The 17,915-nt window shown below is 75.1% G+C and carries 5 protein-coding genes; all 5 read right to left on the minus strand.

What is annotated here, in order from left to right:
* Positions 1-8: 8 nt before the first annotated feature.
* The 5 genes from WME83_RS14290 to WME83_RS14310 all read right to left on the minus strand — a co-directional run bounded on the left by WME83_RS14290 (position 9) and on the right by WME83_RS14310 (position 17,829).
* Positions 9-12,494 (minus strand): amino acid adenylation domain-containing protein, encoded by a 12,486-nt coding sequence (locus WME83_RS14290; RefSeq protein ID WP_437319837.1) that lies wholly within the window; start codon positions 12,492-12,494, stop codon positions 9-11.
* A gap of 61 nt (positions 12,495-12,555) precedes the next feature.
* Positions 12,556-13,545, minus strand: a complete 990-nt coding sequence (gene sbnB / locus WME83_RS14295) for a 2,3-diaminopropionate biosynthesis protein SbnB (RefSeq protein ID WP_437319838.1) — start codon at positions 13,543-13,545, stop codon at positions 12,556-12,558.
* Between the two features lie 15 nt (positions 13,546-13,560).
* Entirely contained in the window at positions 13,561-14,526 is a 966-nt protein-coding gene (gene sbnA, locus WME83_RS14300) for a 2,3-diaminopropionate biosynthesis protein SbnA (RefSeq protein WP_437319839.1), read from the minus strand.
* Positions 14,527-14,569: 43 nt separating this feature from the next.
* Positions 14,570-16,573, minus strand: coding sequence for a carbamoyltransferase family protein (locus WME83_RS14305; protein ID WP_437319840.1), 2,004 nt, complete (start codon positions 16,571-16,573; stop codon positions 14,570-14,572).
* Positions 16,567-17,829, minus strand: a complete 1,263-nt coding sequence (locus tag WME83_RS14310) for an acyl-CoA dehydrogenase family protein (protein ID WP_437319841.1) — start codon at positions 17,827-17,829, stop codon at positions 16,567-16,569. The genes WME83_RS14305 and WME83_RS14310 overlap by 7 nt, the downstream gene beginning before the upstream one ends.
* Positions 17,830-17,915 lie beyond the last annotated feature (86 nt).

The raw sequence follows: 17,915 nt of genomic DNA on the forward strand, positions 1-17,915 counted from the left end.
AGCGCCGATCACCCGGGCGGCCGGGCGGCTCCGGCGCCGTCGCGCTCCGCGCCGGCGTCGGCCTCGAGCAGCGCCGCCCGGATGCGCTCGGCGAGCGCGCCGACGTGCGGCTTGCGGAGCAGCGTGTAGTGATCGCCGGCCGCGACGTGGCTCCTCAGGCCGGGGGCCCACCTGGCCCAGGCGGGCCGCGGGTCGCGGCGCGGCGAGGCCTCGGCGCGGAAGAGCTCCACCCGGGCCGACACCCCGCCGGGGGCGTAGCGCGCGAGCAGCGCCGTGTTCCGCGAGAAGACGTCGATCAGGGCTTCCAGCTCGGCGAGCGTGGTGCCGCGGGGCAGGGCGCCGAGCTCCTGCGCGCGCTCGAGCAGCCACGCGGCGTGGGGCGCGCCGTCGCCCAGCTCGGCGAGCGCGGCGGCGGCCGACGCGCCCGAGATCCCCGCGAGATCCGCGGCAAAATGCGCGATCGGCGGGAGCTCGTCGCCGGGCTCGTCGAACGGCGGCAGGTACGCGTCGAGGAGGACGACGGCGGCCACGCGGCGCCCGCCGCGCTCGAGGACGCGGGCCATCTCGAAGGCCACGACGCCGCCCATCGACCAGCCGCCGAGGAGGTACGGGCCCTCGGGCTGGACGCGGCGGAGCTCCTCGCAGTACGCCTCGGCCATCTCGCCGACGCTGCCGAGCGGCCGCGGGGGGGTCTCCAGCCCGTACGCCTGGACGCCGTAGAAGGGGCGGTCGTCCCCGAGCGCGGCCGCGAGGTCGGCGTAGCAGAGGACGTTGCCGCCCACGGGGTGCACGAAGAAGAGCGGCGGGCGCGCGCCCCGCGTGTGGAGCGGGACCACGACCGAGGCGCGGCCCTGTGGCGCGCCGCCCCCGTCGCGCAGGAGCGCCGCGAGGCCCTCGACCGTCGGCGCGCGGAAGAGGCTGGTGAGCGGCAGATCGCGGCCGAAGCGGCCGCGGATCTCGGTCATGAGCCGCACGGCGAGCAGCGAGTGGCCGCCGAGCGAGAAGAAGTCGTCGGTCACGCCGACGCCGGGCGCGCCGAGGAGCTCCTCGAAGAGCGCGCAGAGCTCGAGCTCGAGCCGGGTCCGCGGCGGGACGCGCGCGCCCTCCGCGAGCGCCGCGAGCGCGGCGGGCGCGGAGGCGGCGAGCGCGCGGCGATCGATCTTGCCGCTCGGCGTCTGCGGCCACCGCTCGATCGGCACGAGCGCCGGCGGGACCATGTAGTCGGGCAGCCGCGCGGCGAGGTGCCGGCGCAGCGCGTCGGCGTCGGCGCGCCCGCCGCGCGGGATGAAGAAGCCCGCGAGCCGCACGTCGCCGGGCGCGTGCTCCCGGGTGACCACCGCCGCCTCGGCGACGTCCGGGTGGGACGCGAGCACGGCCTCGATCTCGCCGAGCTCGATGCGGAAGCCGCGGATCTTGACCTGCTCGTCGAGCCGGCCGAGGAAGTCGATCTCGCCGTTCGGCAGCCACCGCACGAGGTCGCCCGTGCGGTAGAGCCGCGCGCCCTCGGCCTCGGGGAACGCCGAGCGCACGAAGCGGGCGGCGGTCAGGTCGTCGCGGTTCAGGTAGCCGCGCGCGAGGCCGACGCCGCCGATGTGGAGCTCGCCGGGGATGCCGACGGGCGCCGGCTGGCCGCGGCCGTCGAGCACGTAGACCTGCGTGTTCGGCAGCGGGCGGCCGATGGTGGGCCGCGCGACGTCGGCGGTGTACTCGGCCGACGTCGCGAGCACCGTGGCCTCGGTGGGGCCGTAGCCGTTGAGGAACCGCCGGCCCCGCGCCCACCGCCGCGGCAGCTCCACCGGGCACACCTCGCCCGCCACGCAGAGCACGCGCAGGTCGGGGAGCGTGTCGAAGCCGACCGCCATGAGCGCCGAGGGCGTGAGCATCGCGATCTGGATGCGCTCCTGCCGCAGGAGATCGATGAGCCCGGGCCCGGGCATGAGCGCCTCGGCGCGCGCGAGGCAGACGACGCCGCCGGCGGAGAGCGGGACGAAGATCTCCATCACGGAGACGTCGAAGCTGAGCCGGGTGAACTGGAGGACGCGCGTCCCCGGCTCGACGCCGAGCTGCTTGCGCTGCGACTCGGCGAAGGCGGAGAGCGAGCGGTGCTCGATGAGCACGCCCTTGGGGCGCCCCGTCGAGCCGGAGGTGTAGATGACGTAGGCGAGGTCCTCGGGGAGCGCGCCGGCGTCCGGATCGTCGGCACGCTCGTGCGGGAAGGCGGGCTCGCTCTCGCCGAGCCGCACGACCGGCGGCAGCGCCGCGGGCAGCGCCTCGAGGAGCTCCGGCTGGGCGATGAGCAGCGCGGGGCGCGCGTCCTCGATCATGAAGGCGAGCCGATCGCGCGGGTAGGTCGGGTCGAGCGGCACGTACGCGCCGCCGGCCTTGAGCACCGCCAGGAGCGCCACGATCATGTTGGGCGAGCGCGGCATGCACACGCCGACCAGCGCGCCGCGCCGGACGCCGCGGGCGCGGAGGTGGTGCGCGAGCTGGTTGGCCCGGCGGTTCAGCTCGCCGTAGCTCACCGCCGCGCCCTCGAAGAGGAGCGCGGTCCGCTCGGGGGCCGCGCTGGCCTGCGCCTCGAACAGGCGGTGCGCGCACGCGGCCTGGGGGGCGGGCTGCGCCGCGCCGCCGTCGCTGAACGTCCGCACGACGAGATCGCGCTCCTCGCGCCCGAGCAGCGGCAGGTCGCCGACGCGCAGCTCGGGCCGCGCGGCGCTCGCCGCGAGCAGGGTCTCGAGGTGGCCTCGCCAGCGCTCGATCGTGGACCTGTCGAACAGCTCGGCGCTGAACTCGATGCCGCCGGAGATGTCCGCTTCGCCCTCCTCCAGCGCGAGCAGGAGGTCGAACTTCGCGGTCGCGGTGTCGACCTCGAACGGGGAGGCCTCGAGCCCTCCGAGCGCGCGCGGCCGCTCCGGCGCGCCCTGGAACGCGAAGGCGGCCTGGAAGAGCGGCGTGCGGCCGAGGTCGCGCTTCACCTGCAGGGCGTCCACCACCTGCTCGAACGGGACGTCCTGGTGCTCCTGGGCCTCGAGCGTCACCTGCCGGACCCGCCGCACGAGCTCGGCGAACGTGGGGTCGTCGTCGACGCGCACGCGCAGGACGAGCATGTTCACGAAGAAGCCGATGAGCGGCTCCATCTCGACCTGCGTGCGGCCGCCGGCCGGCGAGCCGACGGCCACGCCGGCGCGGCCCGTGTATCGGTGCAGGAGGGCGACGTAGCCGGCGAGGAGCACCATGAACATCGTCGCCCCCTCGCGCCGGCCGAGGGCGCGGAGCGCCTCGACGAGCGGCGCGGGCAGGCGCACGGGGACGGTGTCGCCGCGGTGGGAGAGGGCGCTGCCGCGCGGCCGGTCGGTGGGGAGCTCCAGCGGCTCGAGGTCGGCCAGCGCGCGCTTCCAGTACTCGAGCTGGCCGCGCCACGCGTCGGCCTGGGCGCGCTGCCAGATCGCGACGTCGGCGACCTGCACCGGGAGGGGCGGCAGGTCCGGCGCGCGGCCCGCGCGCGCGGCCTCGTAGCAGGCGGACAGCTCGCGGAACAGGACGGGGATCGAGCCGCCGTCGCAGGCGACGTGGTGCGCGGTGACGAGGAGCGCGTGCTCCTCGTCGGCGAGGCGGAGCAGCGCCGCGCGGATGGGCGGGCCCGAGGCGAGGTCGAACGGCCGGCGCGCCTCCTCCTCCGCCGCGCGCTGCGCGGCCCGCGCCCGGTCCTGCGGCGGGACGCGGGACAGATCGACGTGGCGCAGCTCGATGCGGGCCTCGGGGAGCACGACCTGGATCGGCTGGCCGTCGCGCACCTCGAACCGGGTGCGCAGCACCTCGTGGCGCGCGACGATCTGCTCGAGGCTCCGCGCGAGCGCGGCGCGATCGAGGGGGCCGCGGAGCAGGACGCCGATCGGCATGTTGTAGACCGCGGTGCCCGGCTGGAGCGCCTCGACGAACCAGAGGCGCTGCTGGGCGGGGGAGAGCGGCGCGTCGGCGCCGCGGTGCGCCGGGCGGAGCGGCCGGGGCGCGGCGCGGCGCCCGTCCCGCTTCGCCCGATCGATGCGCTCGGCGAGGGCGGCGATCGTCGGCGCGTCGAAGGCGGCGCGCAGCGGGAGGTCGACGCCGAACAGGCGCCGCGCGCGCGCGACGACCTGCACGGCGAGGAGCGAGTGGCCGCCGAGCGCGAAGAAGTCGTCGGCCGTCCCGAGGCCGTCTCGGCCGAGGACCTCGCCCCACACGCCGGCGAGGGCCTGCTCGGTCGGCGTCGCCGGCGCGCGCTCCGGGAGGGCCGCGGCGGCGGGCCGGCTGGGCGCCGGGAGCGCCTTGCGGTCGACCTTGCCGTTCGGGTTGAGCGGCCAGGCGTCGAGCTCGACGAAGGCGGACGGGACGAAGGGCTCCGGGAGCCGCTCGGCGACGAACGCGCGCAGCGCCTCGGCGTCGAGCGGCCGCCGGGCGAGGACGTAGGCGACGAGCCAGCGGCCGGCGGGGCCGTCGTCGCGCGCGAGCACGAGCGCCTCGCGGACGTCCGGGTGCGCGGCGAGCGCGGCCTCGGTCTCCGCCGGCTCGATGCGGAAGCCGCGGATCTTCACCTGGTGATCGAGACGGCCGAGGTACTCGAGCTCGCCGCTCGCGAGCCAGCGCGCGCGGTCGCCGGTGCGGTACATGCGCGCGCCGCGGGCCTCGTCGAGCGGGCAGGGGACGAACCGCTCGGCCGTGAGCTCGTCGCGCCCGAGGTAGCCGCGCGCGACGCCCGCGCCGGCGATGTAGATCTCGCCGGCCACGCCGACGGGCACCGGCTGCCTGCGGGCGTCGAGCACGTAGACCTGGGTGTGATCGATCGGCCGGCCGATCGTGGGGCGCGCGTCGGCGGTGACGGTCGCGCCGGTCGAGTACGTCGTGGTCTCGCTGGGGCCGTAGAGGTTGAGGAGCCGGCCGACGTGCGGCAGCGCGAGCACGTCGCGCGCGAGCGAGGCGCGGAGCGGCTCGCCGGCGAGGCACACGGTCCGCACGGAGGCGGGGATGCCGGAGGCCGCGAGCAGCGCCGCCGCGGCGGACGGCACGGTGTTGAGGAGCGTGACCTCGCCGGCGCGCCGGAGCGCGGGCAGCGCGAGCGCGTTGTCGGCGAGGACGACCTTGCCGCCCCAGCAGAGCGGCACGACGAGCTCGAAGACCGAGAGGTCGAAGCACGTGGACGTGGACGCGAGCACGCCGGCGAGCTCCTCGTCCGAGAACGCCCGCCGCGCCCACCACGCGAGCGCGACGGCCTGGCGGTGCTCGATCACGACGGCCTTGGGCCGGCCCGTCGAGCCGGAGGTATAGATGAGGTAGGCCGCCTGATCCGGCCGCCCCGGCTCGAGGGTGGCGAGCGGGGCGTCGGCCTCGTCCGCCGCGCCGGCGGCGATCTCGTCGAGCAGCAGGACTTCGGACGACCCCGCCGGCACGAGCCCCGAGAGCGCGCGCTCGGTCACGAGCAGGTGCGCCGCCGCGTCCTCCAGGATGACCGCGAGCCGCTGGCGCGGGTACCCCGGGTCGAGCGGCACGTGGACGCCGCCGGCCTTGAAGATGGCCCAGAGGGCCACGACCAGGTCGAGCGTCCGCCGCACGCACAGGCCCACGCGCACCTCGGGCCGCACGCCGAGCGCGCGCAGGCGCCGCGCGAGCGCGTCGGCGCGGCGGCGGAGCTCGCCGTACGTGAGCTCGCCGCCGTCGGACACCACGGCCACGGCGTCGGGCGACCGCTCGGCCTGCGCGTCGAAGAGCTCGTGCAGGCACGCGGCGGGCGGCGGCGGCGCGCTCGTGGCGTTCCACGAGACCAGCACCTCGTTCCGCTCGGCCGGCGTGAGGAGCGGGAGCTCGCCCACGCGGGCCGACGGCGCCGCGGCGGCGGCGCGCAGGATCGTCTCGTAGTGCCCCGCGAGCCGCGCGACGGTCGCGGGGTCGAAGAGGTCGAGATCGAACTCGAGGGCGCCCTCGATGACGTCGCCGGTCTCGGTGAGGAAGAGCGTCAGGTCGAACCGCGCCTGCTCGACGTCGAGCTCGACCGGCGACACCTCGACGCCCGGCAGCGAGAGCGCGGGCGGGGGGACGTTCTGGAGCGCGAACATCACCTGGAACAGCGGGTTCCGGCGGAGATCCCGCTCGACGGCGAGCGCGTCGACGACGATCTCGAAGGGGAGATCCTGGTGGGCGTACGCCTCGAGCGCGTCCGCCTTCACGCGGCCGACGAGCTCCTCGAAGCTCGGGTCGCCGTCGAGCCGCGCGCGCAGGACGAGCGTGTTGACGAACAGCCCGATCAGCGGCTCGATCTCGGTCCGCCCGCGGCCCGCCACCGGCGTGCCGACGCAGAAGTCCTCCTGGCCGCTGTAGCGGTGGAGCAGCGCCTCGAAGCCGGCGAGCAGCGTCATGAACAGCGTGGCCCCGAGCTCCTGGCTCCGGCGCCGGAGCGCGGCGGTGAGGTCGCGCGGCAGCTCGAACCGGTGCGTGCGCCCGCGCGACGAGCGCGCCGCGGGGCGGGGGCGGTCGGTGGGCAGCTCCAGCGGCGGGGCGCCGTCGAGCCGGCGGCGCCAGACCTCCCGCTCGGCCTGGAGCAGGTCCTGGGTGAGCTCTTGCCGCTGCCATGCGGCGTAGTCGGCGTACTGGATCGGCAGCGGGCGGAGCCGCGGCTCCTCCTTGCGCGCGAGCGCCTCGTAGGCCGCGGTGAGCTCGCCCGCGAGCACGCCGAGCGACCACCCGTCCGAGGCGATGTGGTGGAGCGTGACGAGCAGCAGGTGGTCGTCGGGCGCGAGCCGGAACAGCGCCGCGCGCAGGAGCGGCCCCTGCGAGAGATCGAACGGCCTCGCGGCCTCCTCCGACGCGCGGCGCCGCGCGGACGCCTCCCGCTCGGAGGCGGGGAGCCCCGAGAGGTCGACGAGGGGGAGGGGCCACGCCTCCGGCGCGCCGTGGAAGCGCTGGACCGGGCGGCCGTCGACGGCGTGCAGCGTGGCGCGGAGGACCTCGTGCCGCCGGACCACCTCCGCGATCGCGCGGGCGAGCGCCTGCGGGTCGAGCGCGCCGCGCAGGCGGAGCGCCGCGGGCACGTTGTACGTGGCGCTCTCCGGCTCGAGCTGATCGAGGAACCAGAGCCGCTGCTGCGCGAACGAGAGCGCCACCTCGCCCTCGCGCGGCGCCGGCGACAGCGGCCGGGGCGCAGGGCGCGCGTCCCCCCGGGCCTGCCGCTCGACGAGCGCGGCGAGCCGGGCGACGGTCGGCGCCTCGAAGATCGACCGGACGGCGACGTCGACGCCGAGCACGTCGCGCAGGCGGGCCGCCGCGCGGGTGGCCGAGAGCGAGTGCCCGCCGATCGCGAAGAAGTCGTCGTGCGCGCCGACGCGATCGACCCCGAGGACGGCGCGCCACACCTCGGCGATCGCCTGCTCGAGGCCGGTGCGCGGCGCCGTCCGCGCCGCGAGCTCCCCCGCGGCGCCCCACGCGGGCGCGGGGAGCGCCTTGCGGTCGACCTTGCCGTTCGCGCTCAGCGGGAGCGCGTCGAGCGGGACGATCGCCGCCGGGATCATGTACGCCGGCAGGCGCGACGAGAGCTGCTCCTTGAGGGCGCCGGGATCGAAGGACGGGGCCTCGGGGACCACGTACGCGACGAGCCGCGGATCCCCCGGCGCGTCCTCGCGGGCGACCACGACGACATCGCGGATGCCCGCGCACCGCGCGATCGCCGCCTCGATCTCGCCGAGCTCGATGCGGAAGCCGCGGAGCTTGATCTGGTGGTCGATCCGGCCGAGGAACACGAGCTCGCCGCCCGGCAGGCGGCGCACCAGGTCGCCGGTCCGGTACAGGCGCGCGCCCGCGCCGGGCGCGAACGGATCCGGCAGGAACGCCGCCGCGGTGCGCTCGGGGTCGTGGAGGTAGCCCCGGCCGACGCCGTCGCCGCCGACGTACAGCTCGCCGGCGACGCCGAGCGGCACGGGCCGCCGCCGTCGATCGAGCACGTAGAGCTGCGTGTTCTGGATCGGGAGGCCGATGGGCACGTACGCCGCGTCCTCGGGCGGGGGCTCGACGAGGACGTGCTGGGCCACGTCGTCCGAGCACTCCGTCGGGCCGTAGGCGTTCATCAGCGGGATCTGCGGGTAGAGCGCGAGCCAGCGCCGCGCGAGATCGGGCGGGAGCGCCTCGCCGGTGAGGACGAGCCACCGCAGGCCGTCGAGGCGCGGCCGGAAGCTCGGGCGCGACTCGAGCTCGTCGAGCGCCCCGCGCAGGAGCGACGGGACGATCTCCAGGACGGTGATGCCGAGGTCGCCCACGGCCTCGAGGAGGCGCGCCGGGTCGGTCGCGATCTCGTCCGGCACGAGCCGGCACGTCCCGCCCGCGAGCAGGGCGCAGAGCAGCTGCCACACCGAGATGTCGAAGCTGACCGGCGCGGTCTGCGCGACGACGTCCGACGGCCCGAGCCCGAGGGAGCGCACCTTCGCGAAGAGGTGGTTCAGCATCCCCCGGTGCTCGACCATCGCGCCCTTGGGCGCGCCGGTCGATCCCGACGTGAAGATGACGTAGGCGAGGTGCTCCGGCCGCGCGCGAGCAGGCGCGGCGCCGGCCGCGCCCTCGGCGAGCAGCTCGCCCGCCGAGAGCGCCTCCGGCGCGGCGGCGCACGCGGCGACGATCTCGTCCCGCAGCGCGCCCGGGATCGCGTCGCCCACGAGGAGGGGAGGGCCGCCCGCGCGCGTGAGGATGTCGGCGTTGCGCCGCGCCGGGTGCGCCGGGTCGAGCGGCACGTACGCGCCCGCCGCCTTGAACGCCCCGAGCGCGAGCACCAGGAAATCGAGGTCGCGCCGCGTCAGCAGGGCGACCAGGCGATCCGGGCCGACGCCGCGCGCCGCGAGCGCGCGCGCCACCTGATCGGAGAGGCGGTCGAGCTCCGCGTAGGAGAGCCGGAGGTCGCCGCAGGCGGCGGCGATCCGGTCGGGCGTGCGGGCGGCCTGCTGCCGGAAGAGGTCGTGGAAGCACACGCCTTCCGGGACCGGCGCCGCGGTGTCGTTGCAGCCCGCGATCAGGTACCGCTCCTCGTCCGGCGGGAGCAGCGCGAGCTCGTCGATCGGCCGGTCCGGATCCTCGGCGGCCGAGCGGAGGAGCACCTCGAGGTGGCCGGCCATGCGCTCGACCTCGTCGCGCGCGAAGCGGTCCTCGCGGAACTCGAGCGCGGCCGCGAGCTCGCCGCGCTCGCTATCGAAGCGGGCCACGCTGAGCCCCAGGTCGAACTTCGCGGTGCCCTCCACGGCCCCGTCCGGGGACCAGAGCACGGGCCGCCACAGCGCCCCCTCGGCGCCCGCGGGCGGCTCCGAGACGCTCTCCAGCACGAAGCTCGCCTGGACCAGCGCGTCCCGATCGCCCGGGCGCCCGGCGCCGGCGGCGCGCGCGACCTCGTCGAACGGCAACTCGGCGTGGTCCATCGCCTCGGCCATGGTCCGGCGCACGCGGCGGACGAGCTCGCGGTACGTCGGCCTGCCGGAGAGATCGACGCGCAAGACGACCGTGTTCGCGAAGAAGCCGACGATCTCCTGGTGCTCGGGGCGGCTCCGGTTGGCGACGACGACGCCGATCCCGAGGTCCTCCTGCCCGGTCGTGCGGTGGAGCAGCGCCGCGTAGACGGCGGCGAGGGCGACGAAGAGCGTCGCGTTCTCCGCCCGCGCGGCGGCGAGCGCCGCCTCGACGTGCGGCGCGGGCAGCGAGAACCGGACCGTCCCACCGGCGAAGGGCGACGCCGCCGGGCGCCGTCGCTCGGCGCCGAGGTCGAGCCGCGGCAGCCCCTCGAGCCTCGCCTTCCAGTAGGCCCGCTCCGCGTCCATGCGCGCGACCGCGGCCCGCTGCGCGCGCGCGTAGCCCTCGTACCCGGGGGCCGGCCCCAGCGCCGCTCCGGCGCGGCCGGCCGCGCGCGGGGTGTACTCCGCCGCGAGGTCGCGCACGAGCACCTCGATCGATCGGCCGTCGGTCACGAGGTGGTGCTGCGCGAAGAGGAGGACGTGGTGGCGCTCGCCGAGCGAGACCAGGCACACCCGCAGCAGCGGCCCCTCCGCGAGCGCGAACGGCCGCTGCCCCCACTCGGCGGCCAGCGCGCGCAGGCGCTCCTCGCGCTCCTCGGGCCCCGCCGCCTCGACGCGCGCGCGGGCGAGGGGCACCGCCACCTCCGGGAGCACGATCTGCCGCGGCTCCCCGGCGATCTCGCGGAACACCGTGCGCAGCGCCGGGTGCCGGCGGACCACGGCCGCGAGGCTCTCCTCGAGCTTCGTCTCGTCGAGCGCGCCGACGATCCGCGCGCCGAACACCACGTGATAGAGCGGGCTCTCCGGCGCGAATTTGCAGAAGAACCAGAGGCGGAGCTGGTGGGACGAGAGCTCGACCGGCTCCCCCGCCGCCGCGGGCGGCGCGGCGGGCGCCTCCGCCCGCGCCGGCGCCTCGAGCGCCCCCGCGAGCGCCGCCGCGAGCTCCTCGACCGTGGCCGCCTGCCAGAGCAGCTGCGCCGGCACCGGGACGCCGAGCAGCTCCTCGAAGCGCGCCTGCAGCTCGATGCTCGCCAGCGAATCGAGCCCGAGCGCCATGAGCTTCGAGGTCGGGGCGATGCTCCCGGCGTCCACCCGCGCGAGCCGGGCGAGCTCCTCGCGCGCCGCCTCGACGAGCAGGGCCGCCCGCCCCGCGGCGGGCACCGCGCGCAGCGCGAGCCGCAGCATCCGCACCGGATCCGCCGCCGCCCGCGCCGGCTCCGCCGCCGCGCCGGCCGGCGCCGCCGGGGACAGCGACGCGACCAGCGCCTCGAGCGTCCCGTCCCGGAACCCCTGGGCGCACGCGTGCCGCTGGATCTTGCCGCTCGACGTCTTCGGGATCGTGCGCGGCCGGAGCAGCAGCACCGCGTGCGGCTGCACGTCGTGCTCCCTGGCGACCGCGGACCGCACCGCCTCCACCGCGTCCGGCGGCGGCTCGCCCCCGCCCCGCGCGTCGATCTCGGCCGCGATCCCGAGCCGCTCCTCCCCGCCGACCTCGATCGAGAACGCCGCGCAGCAGCCGGGGCGAACGCGCGGGTGCGCGGCCTCCACCGTGCGCTCGATGTCGTCGGGGTACAGGTTCCGCCCGCGGATGACGATGAGGTCCTTGATGCGCCCGGTGACGAACAGCTCTCCTCCCGAGAGGAAGCCGAGATCCCCGGTGCGCAGGTACGGCGTCGCGTCGTCGCCCGCGAGGCGCGCGCCGAACGTGCGCGCCGTCTCCTCGGCGCGGCCCCAGTACCCGCCGGCGACGCTCGGGCCGGCGACCCAGATCTCGCCGATCTGCCCGTCCGCGAGGCGCTCGCCGCCCTCCGGCGACACGATGGCCACGCGCGCCCGGGGCGCCCCCGACGACACGAGCCGCCGCGCCCCCGCGCCCGCCGACGCCGGGTCCACCTCGAGCGAGACCCCGCGCGCGAGCGCGCCGGCGTCGACGCTCACGCACGCGGGCGGCGCGGCGCGGAGGCCCCCGGAGACGAACAGCGTCGCCTCGGCGAGCCCGTAGCACGGGTAGAACGCCTCCCGGCGGAAGCCGCACGGGGCGAACGTGGCCGCGAACCGGTCCAGGGTCTCGGCGCGGACCGGCTCCGCGCCGTTGAACGCCACGGTCCAGGAGCGGAGGTCGAGCGCCGCCAGGTCCTCGGGCGTCGCCTTGCGGGCGCAGAGGTCGTAGGCGAAGTTCGGCCCGCCGCTCGTCGTGGCGCGGAAGCGTGAGATCGCCTTGAGCCACCGCATCGGCCGCTCCAGGAACGCGAGCGGCGACATCAGCGTGCACGGGAAGCCGACGAAGATCGGCTGCAGCACCTTGCCGATCAGCCCCATGTCGTGGAAGAGCGGCAGCCACCCGACGCCCGACGAGCCCGCGTCGTGCTCGAAGCCGGCGAGGATGGCGCGCTCGTTGGCCATCACGTTCGCGTGGCTCACCATCACGCCCTTCGGGTGCCCGGTGGAGCCGGACGTGTACTGGAGGAACGCGAGCGTCTCCCCGGAGATCGCCGGCGGCCGCCACGCCGAGGCCGCGCCGGGCTCGATCGCGTCGGTGGCGATCCAAAGGAGCGCTCCGAGCTCCGGCGCCTGCTGCCCGAGGGCCTCCGCCATGGAGGCGATCATCGCGGTCGAGAGGACGAACCTCGCGCCCGCGTCGCGGGCGATCGCGCGGAGCCGCGGCAGGGTGCGATCCATCTGCGCGGGGTTCGGCGGGTACGTGGGGACCGCGATGACGCCGGCGTAGACGCAGCCCATGAACGCCGCGATGAAGTCGAGCCCCGGCGCGTAGAGGAGCAGCGCGCGCTCTCCGGCGCCGCCGGCCGCCTGCAGCGACGCCGCGATGCCCATCGCGCGGACGTGGAGATCGCGGTACGTCCACGCCTCGGCGCCGCCGTCCACGTCTCCGGTCGTCAGGAACCGGAACACCAGGGCATCGCCCTGGGCCTCGGCGCGCAGCCGAAGGAGATCCACCAGGGTCGCGCAGCGATCCAGATCACCCACCAAAACACCGCTCATCGAAAAGCTCCCGCGCTCTCTCGCCCTCTGCGAAGCCCGCCCGGCGTCAGCGCGTCATGTCGAAGAAGTCGTCGATCCACGTCACGTCGCCCGCGGCCTCGGCGCGCGCGTAAGCCCACCGCGCCACCGCGAGATCGAGGATCCCCATCCCGAACGGCGAGAACACGATCGGCCTCGTCCGCGGCGCCGCGCACCGCCCGAGGAGCACCTCGGCGATCGTCCCCGTGACGAAGTCGCGCCGGCCGGACTCCTGCTCTGCCAGGTGGAGCGAGGTGCCGGCGCTCAGCACGTGCTCGACGCTGTCGACCACGTTGAACGAGGAGAGGACGATGCTCGGCGACAGGTCGCGCAGCGACAGGTGCAGCACGACCGGGTTGTGGGAGAACCAGCCCGCGTCGTGGACGTGCGGCGTCGCCGCCGAGGTCGTGAAGACGAGGAGATCGCTCCGCCGCACCACGGTCTCCAGGTCCTTCGCGACGCGGATCTCGCGGCGATCTCCCGCGTCGAACGCGGCCGCGCGGAACCGCTCGGGCTCGGCGGGGTTCGTGTCGAACAGGAGCACCTCGGGGATCTCCCAGCCGAGGCGCGACAGGAACGAGACCACGTACCGGGCGATGAGCCCCGTCCCGACGATGCCGAGCGCGCGCGCGCGCCGCCCCCCGGACAGCGCCGCCGCCGCCGAGACCGCCGACGCCGCGGTGCGCGCCGCCGAGATGATCGAGCCCTCGAGGCACGCGAACGGATACCCGTTGTCCGCGCGGTTCAGGACGATCACCGCCGACGCCCGGGGGATGCCCTGCCGGATGTTCGCCGGATAGCTGGCGATCCACTTGATGCCCGACACGGGCTCTCCGCCGCCGAGGTGGGCCGGGAGCGCGATGATCCGCGCGTCCGGCCGGTCGGGGAAGCGAAGGAAATAGCTGTTCGGACAGACCACCTCACCGCGGTGGCCGGCGAGGTACGCGCCCTCGACCGCCTCGACGCACTCCTCGGGGCTCTCCTCGATGAGGCGACGGATGACATTGCCAGAGACCACACCAAAGCGCATCGATCATCCCTCGGCGTATCGCGACGCCCAAGCAGGGTTGTAGACGGTGTCGAGATAAGGCACGCCGCGGTCCGCGCAGAGGAACAGGACCCTCGGCCTCGTGAGGCCGGTCGCCCGGCCGAAATAGCGCTGGATCGCCGCGTAGACCGTCCCCGTCGAGCCGCCGACGAGCAGCCGGTGGCGGTCGAGGATCGTCCGGCACGCGGCGATCGACTCCGCCTCTGGGACGATCACGACGTCGTCGATCAGCGCCTCTCGCAGGAGGTCGGGCACGACCCCCGCGCCGATCCCCGGGATGCGGCGCGGCCGCGGCGGGCCGCCGAAGATCACCGACCCCTCGGCGTCCACCGCGACGATCTTCACCCCGCGGAAGTGCTCCTTCAGGCGCCGCGACAGCCCGGCGACCGTCCCCGCCGAGCTCACGGCGACGAACACGAAATCGAGCTCCGTGAACGCCTCGCAGACCTCCCGGCCCGTCGTGTGGAAATGGGCCATCATCCCGTCGGGGTTCTTGTACTGGTTGGGCCAGTAGGCCCTCGGGAGCGAGGCGCAGAGCGACTGCACGCGGGCGAGCCTCGTCTTGAGGAATCCCCCCGTGTCGTCCCGCTCCTCGACCTTCACGACCCGCGCGCAGAGCGAGCGGAGCACGTGCTCGTTCACCGCGGAGATGTGGGGGTCGATCACGGGGATGTAGTCGAGCCCGAGGAGCTGCGCGTACGCGGCGAGCGCGATGGCGAAGTTGCCGGACGACGACTCCACCACCGTCGTCCGCGGGTCGATCTCGCCGCGATCGATCGCCGACTTCAGGATCCAGAGCGCGGGGCGGTCCTTGATGCTCCCGACCGCGTTGCAGTACTCGAGCTTGACGAAGAGCTCGAGGCGCTCGTGGTCGAGCCGCACGACCGGCGTCTCGCGGAGCATGCTGACGAGCGTGGCCGCCCGCGCCGGGAGTTGTTCTTGATGAAGCATGCAGGCTTTACCACCCTCAGGGCGCTGGACAGGCACCCACGAACTACGCCCCTCGCGGGCGCAGCGACACGAGCCGCTGCGACCAGAGCCCCTCGATCTCCAGGACCGCCTTCTGCATGCGCGCGGGCTCGCCGGCGCCGGCCTCCGCGAGCAGCTCGCCGATCGAGCGCGCGCCGTCCGCGCGCATCAGCGCCTCGCCCACGTCGGGCGACACGCTCACCCGCGCGCCGGCGTCGTACGTGTTCCGCAGCTCGAAGACCGAGGCCGCGCGATCCATCGCGACGAACCTGTGGATCTGGTCCACGCGGACGTGCCTCGGGATCTCGAGCGCGAGCGTCGCGAGGTCCTCCCACGTCCACGGCAGTTTCTCGACGAAGTAGTCGCCGATCGCGAGGTAATGGAGCCCGGTCGTCAAGAAGCTCGTCACCACGTCGTGCGCGGAGTCGACGATCGGCTCCACGTTGTTGTTGAACGAGGTGTTGAGCAGCACCGGCACGCCGGTCCGGTCCTTGAACGCCTTGAGGAGTCCATAGAACCGCGGGTTCGACCGCTGCGACACCGTCTGGACGCGGGCCGTGCCGTCCACGTGCGTCGTCGCCCCGAGGACGCTCCGCTTGTCCTCCCGGACCTTGAGCACGAAGATCATGAAGGGGAACTCGCCCTCTCCGGGCGGGAGCTCGAAGAACTCGCGCGCGTCCTCCGCGAGCACGGCGGGCGCGAACGGGCGGTAGGCCTCGCGCTTCTTGACCATCGCGTTCACGAGGTCCTTGTTCGCGGCCGGCCTCGGGTCGGCCAGGATGCTGCGGTGTCCGAGCGCCCGGGGCCCGAACTCGGACCCGCCCTGCGCCCAGCCCACGGCGGCCCCGCCGGCGATCACGTCGGCGACGCGCCCCGGCAGATCCGAGGCGCGCTCGCTCCGGACGAAGCGGGACCAGCCGGCGAGCTCGCGGCCGATCTCCGCCTCTCCGCCCACGTCGCTGCCCCAGAACACGTGCTCGAGCCGCCGCCGCGACGTGAGGGCCCCCGCGGCGAGGTTCGTGTGCAGCGCGGCCCCGAGCGCGCAACCCGCGTCGTGCGCCGCCGGCTGCACGAAGACGCGCTCGAACAGGCCCGAATAGAGGATCTTCCCGTTCATCGTGCAGTTGTGCGCGACGCCGCCGGCCAGGCAGAGCCGCGTCTTGCCCGTCGCCTCGCGCTGGTGGCGGAGCACGTGCAGCGCGATCGCCTCCAGCGCCTCCTGGAGCGACGCCGCGACGTCGCGGTGCTGCTGCGTGAAGGGGCCTCCCTTGCGGCGCACCTCGATCACCTGCGCGAGCGCCCCCACGCGGTCGCGGTACACCTCGTAATCGCCGCCCGGCAAGAGCGTGTAGAGCGCGCTCATCTGCGCGCGGTACCGCGCGGGATCGCCGTACGGCGCGAGCCCCATCACCTTGTACTCGTCGAACACGCCGTAGCCGAGGAGGTTGATGACCGCGACATAGAAGTTCCCGAGCGACTTCGACTCCGGCATCGTCGACAGGACGTCGATCCGGTCGCCCGAGCCCACGGCCACGAGCCCGGACAGGAAGTCTCCCGATCCGTCGATCGCCACGATGAGGCTGTCGTCGAAGCCCGACAGGAGGTACGTGCTCGCCGCGTGCGCCTGGTGGTGCGGGACGAAGACGATCTTGTCCCGGTCGATCGGGCGCCCGAAGCCCTGGCCGAGCTTCGCCGCGAGCAGCGTGCGCGCGTCGATGCGCGGCAGCGCGCCGCCGGTCAGGACGCGCACCCGCGCGAGGAGCGCGTTGCAGTACTCCTCGCTCGCGTAGAACGCGATCCGGTCCACCCGGTCGATGTCGACGCCGCGCCGGGCGAGGCAGAAGCGGATCGCCTCCATCGGGAACTTGTTGGAGTGCTTGATGCGGTTGAGCCGCTCCTCCTCGATCCCCGCGACGATCTCTCCGCCCTCCACGAGCACGGCCGCGCCGTCGTGCGTGAAGCTCTGCGGGATGTCGTACATCTCCTCGTGGGCGAAGCTCAGCCCGCCAGAGAGCCCCAGCGTCAGCATGTTTCCTCCTTGCCGCTCGCGCTCATCGCGCCCTCGAGCCACGGCGACGACGCCGCGCCGTCGAACTCGCCCTCTCCGAGCGCGCGCCGCCCGTGGGCGCGCTCGATGACGGCGTTCACCTCCGGTCCGAGCGGGCCGAAGACGACCTCCTTGCTCAGCCGCTCGAGGACGCTGTCCCCGGCGTACGCGCGCGCGCCGACGATCCCGCGCGCCGCCGCGACGATCTCCTCGGCGCACCTCGTCCCGACGTACTTCGCCGCCCCGGCGAGCTCGTAGAGCCGCGGGAGCCGCTCGGCGCGGTCCCGCCCGCCGCGGATCGCGCCCATCGCCTCGCCCGCCTCGCGGACCGCCGCGCACGCGGCGCGGTAGCGGATCACGAGGCGCCCGACGTCGACGACCATGCCGTCCAGCTCGGCGAGCGGCGCGCCCTCCCGGGCGCGGACCGTCCGGAGGAACCGGCGCGACTCCTCGATCGCCCGGGCCGCGGCGCCGAGGTAGAGCGCCGGAATCAGCGCCTGGTGCCAGACCATCTCGAACAGGAGGAGCTGAATCACCTCCGGCGCCTGGCCGCCGAGCAGGAAATCTTCCTCGGGCACGAAGAGGTCGTGAAAGACGATCCGGCGCGTATCGGAGTCGATCATCGCGTCCGGGAACAGGTAAGGGCCGATCTCCACCGCCGCATTGCCGCGCGGCCGCGTCATCAGGACCGCGGGGAAGCCCTCCTCGAGCGCGGTCGTGAAGATGAGGAGATCCCCCTCGGTCGCGAGCGACGTGTACGACGCGGCGCCGCTCACCACGTATCCGCCGGCGACCTTCCGGGCCCGCGTCCCCACCGCGCCCACGCGGTCGCCGTGCACCCGCGAGTTCGTGTTGGCGACGAGCCGGCGCTCCTCGACGATCTCGGCGAGCAGCGCGCGCCGCCGCGCCTCGAGCCGCTCGTCGTCGCCGATGGGGAAGGTGGCTATCGCGGAGCTCACGTAAAAGTGGTTCTCCACCGCGAGCGCGACCGCCGGGGAGACGCCCCCGAGCCGGTGCAGCACGTGCGCGCACGCGCGGAACAGGCCCGCCGCGTCCCCCTCGTAGACGAGCCCCAGAAACGGCAGATCCGTCGACCGGAACACCCGGTAGAACGCCGGGAGATCCCGGTCGACGAGCGCCTTCTTCAGCGCGTCCTCCGCGAGCTCCGTTTGCCGCTCGAGGTCGATCCGCGGGCGCGCCCGGCGCCCGGCGCCCATGATCCTGTCATTCGAGCTCACCGCTCTTCTCCTTGCATCCGTCGTGTCCCAACCCGCGATCCCAGTCGGCCCTCGCGCGCGCTCACGCGCGCCACGCGCGCCTCACG

This window comes from Sorangium sp. So ce385 (assembly GCF_051474135.1).
Taxonomy (GTDB): Bacteria; Myxococcota_A; Polyangia; order Polyangiales; family Polyangiaceae; genus Sorangium; species Sorangium cellulosum_D.

Coding starts and splice junctions, on each gene's coding strand:
- sbnA (WP_437319839.1), bottom strand. CDS start 14,526: ATGCTTCATCAAGAACAACTCCCGGCGCGGGCGGCCACGCTCGTCAGC.
- WME83_RS14305 (WP_437319840.1), bottom strand. CDS start 16,573: ATGCTGACGCTGGGGCTCTCTGGCGGGCTGAGCTTCGCCCACGAGGAG.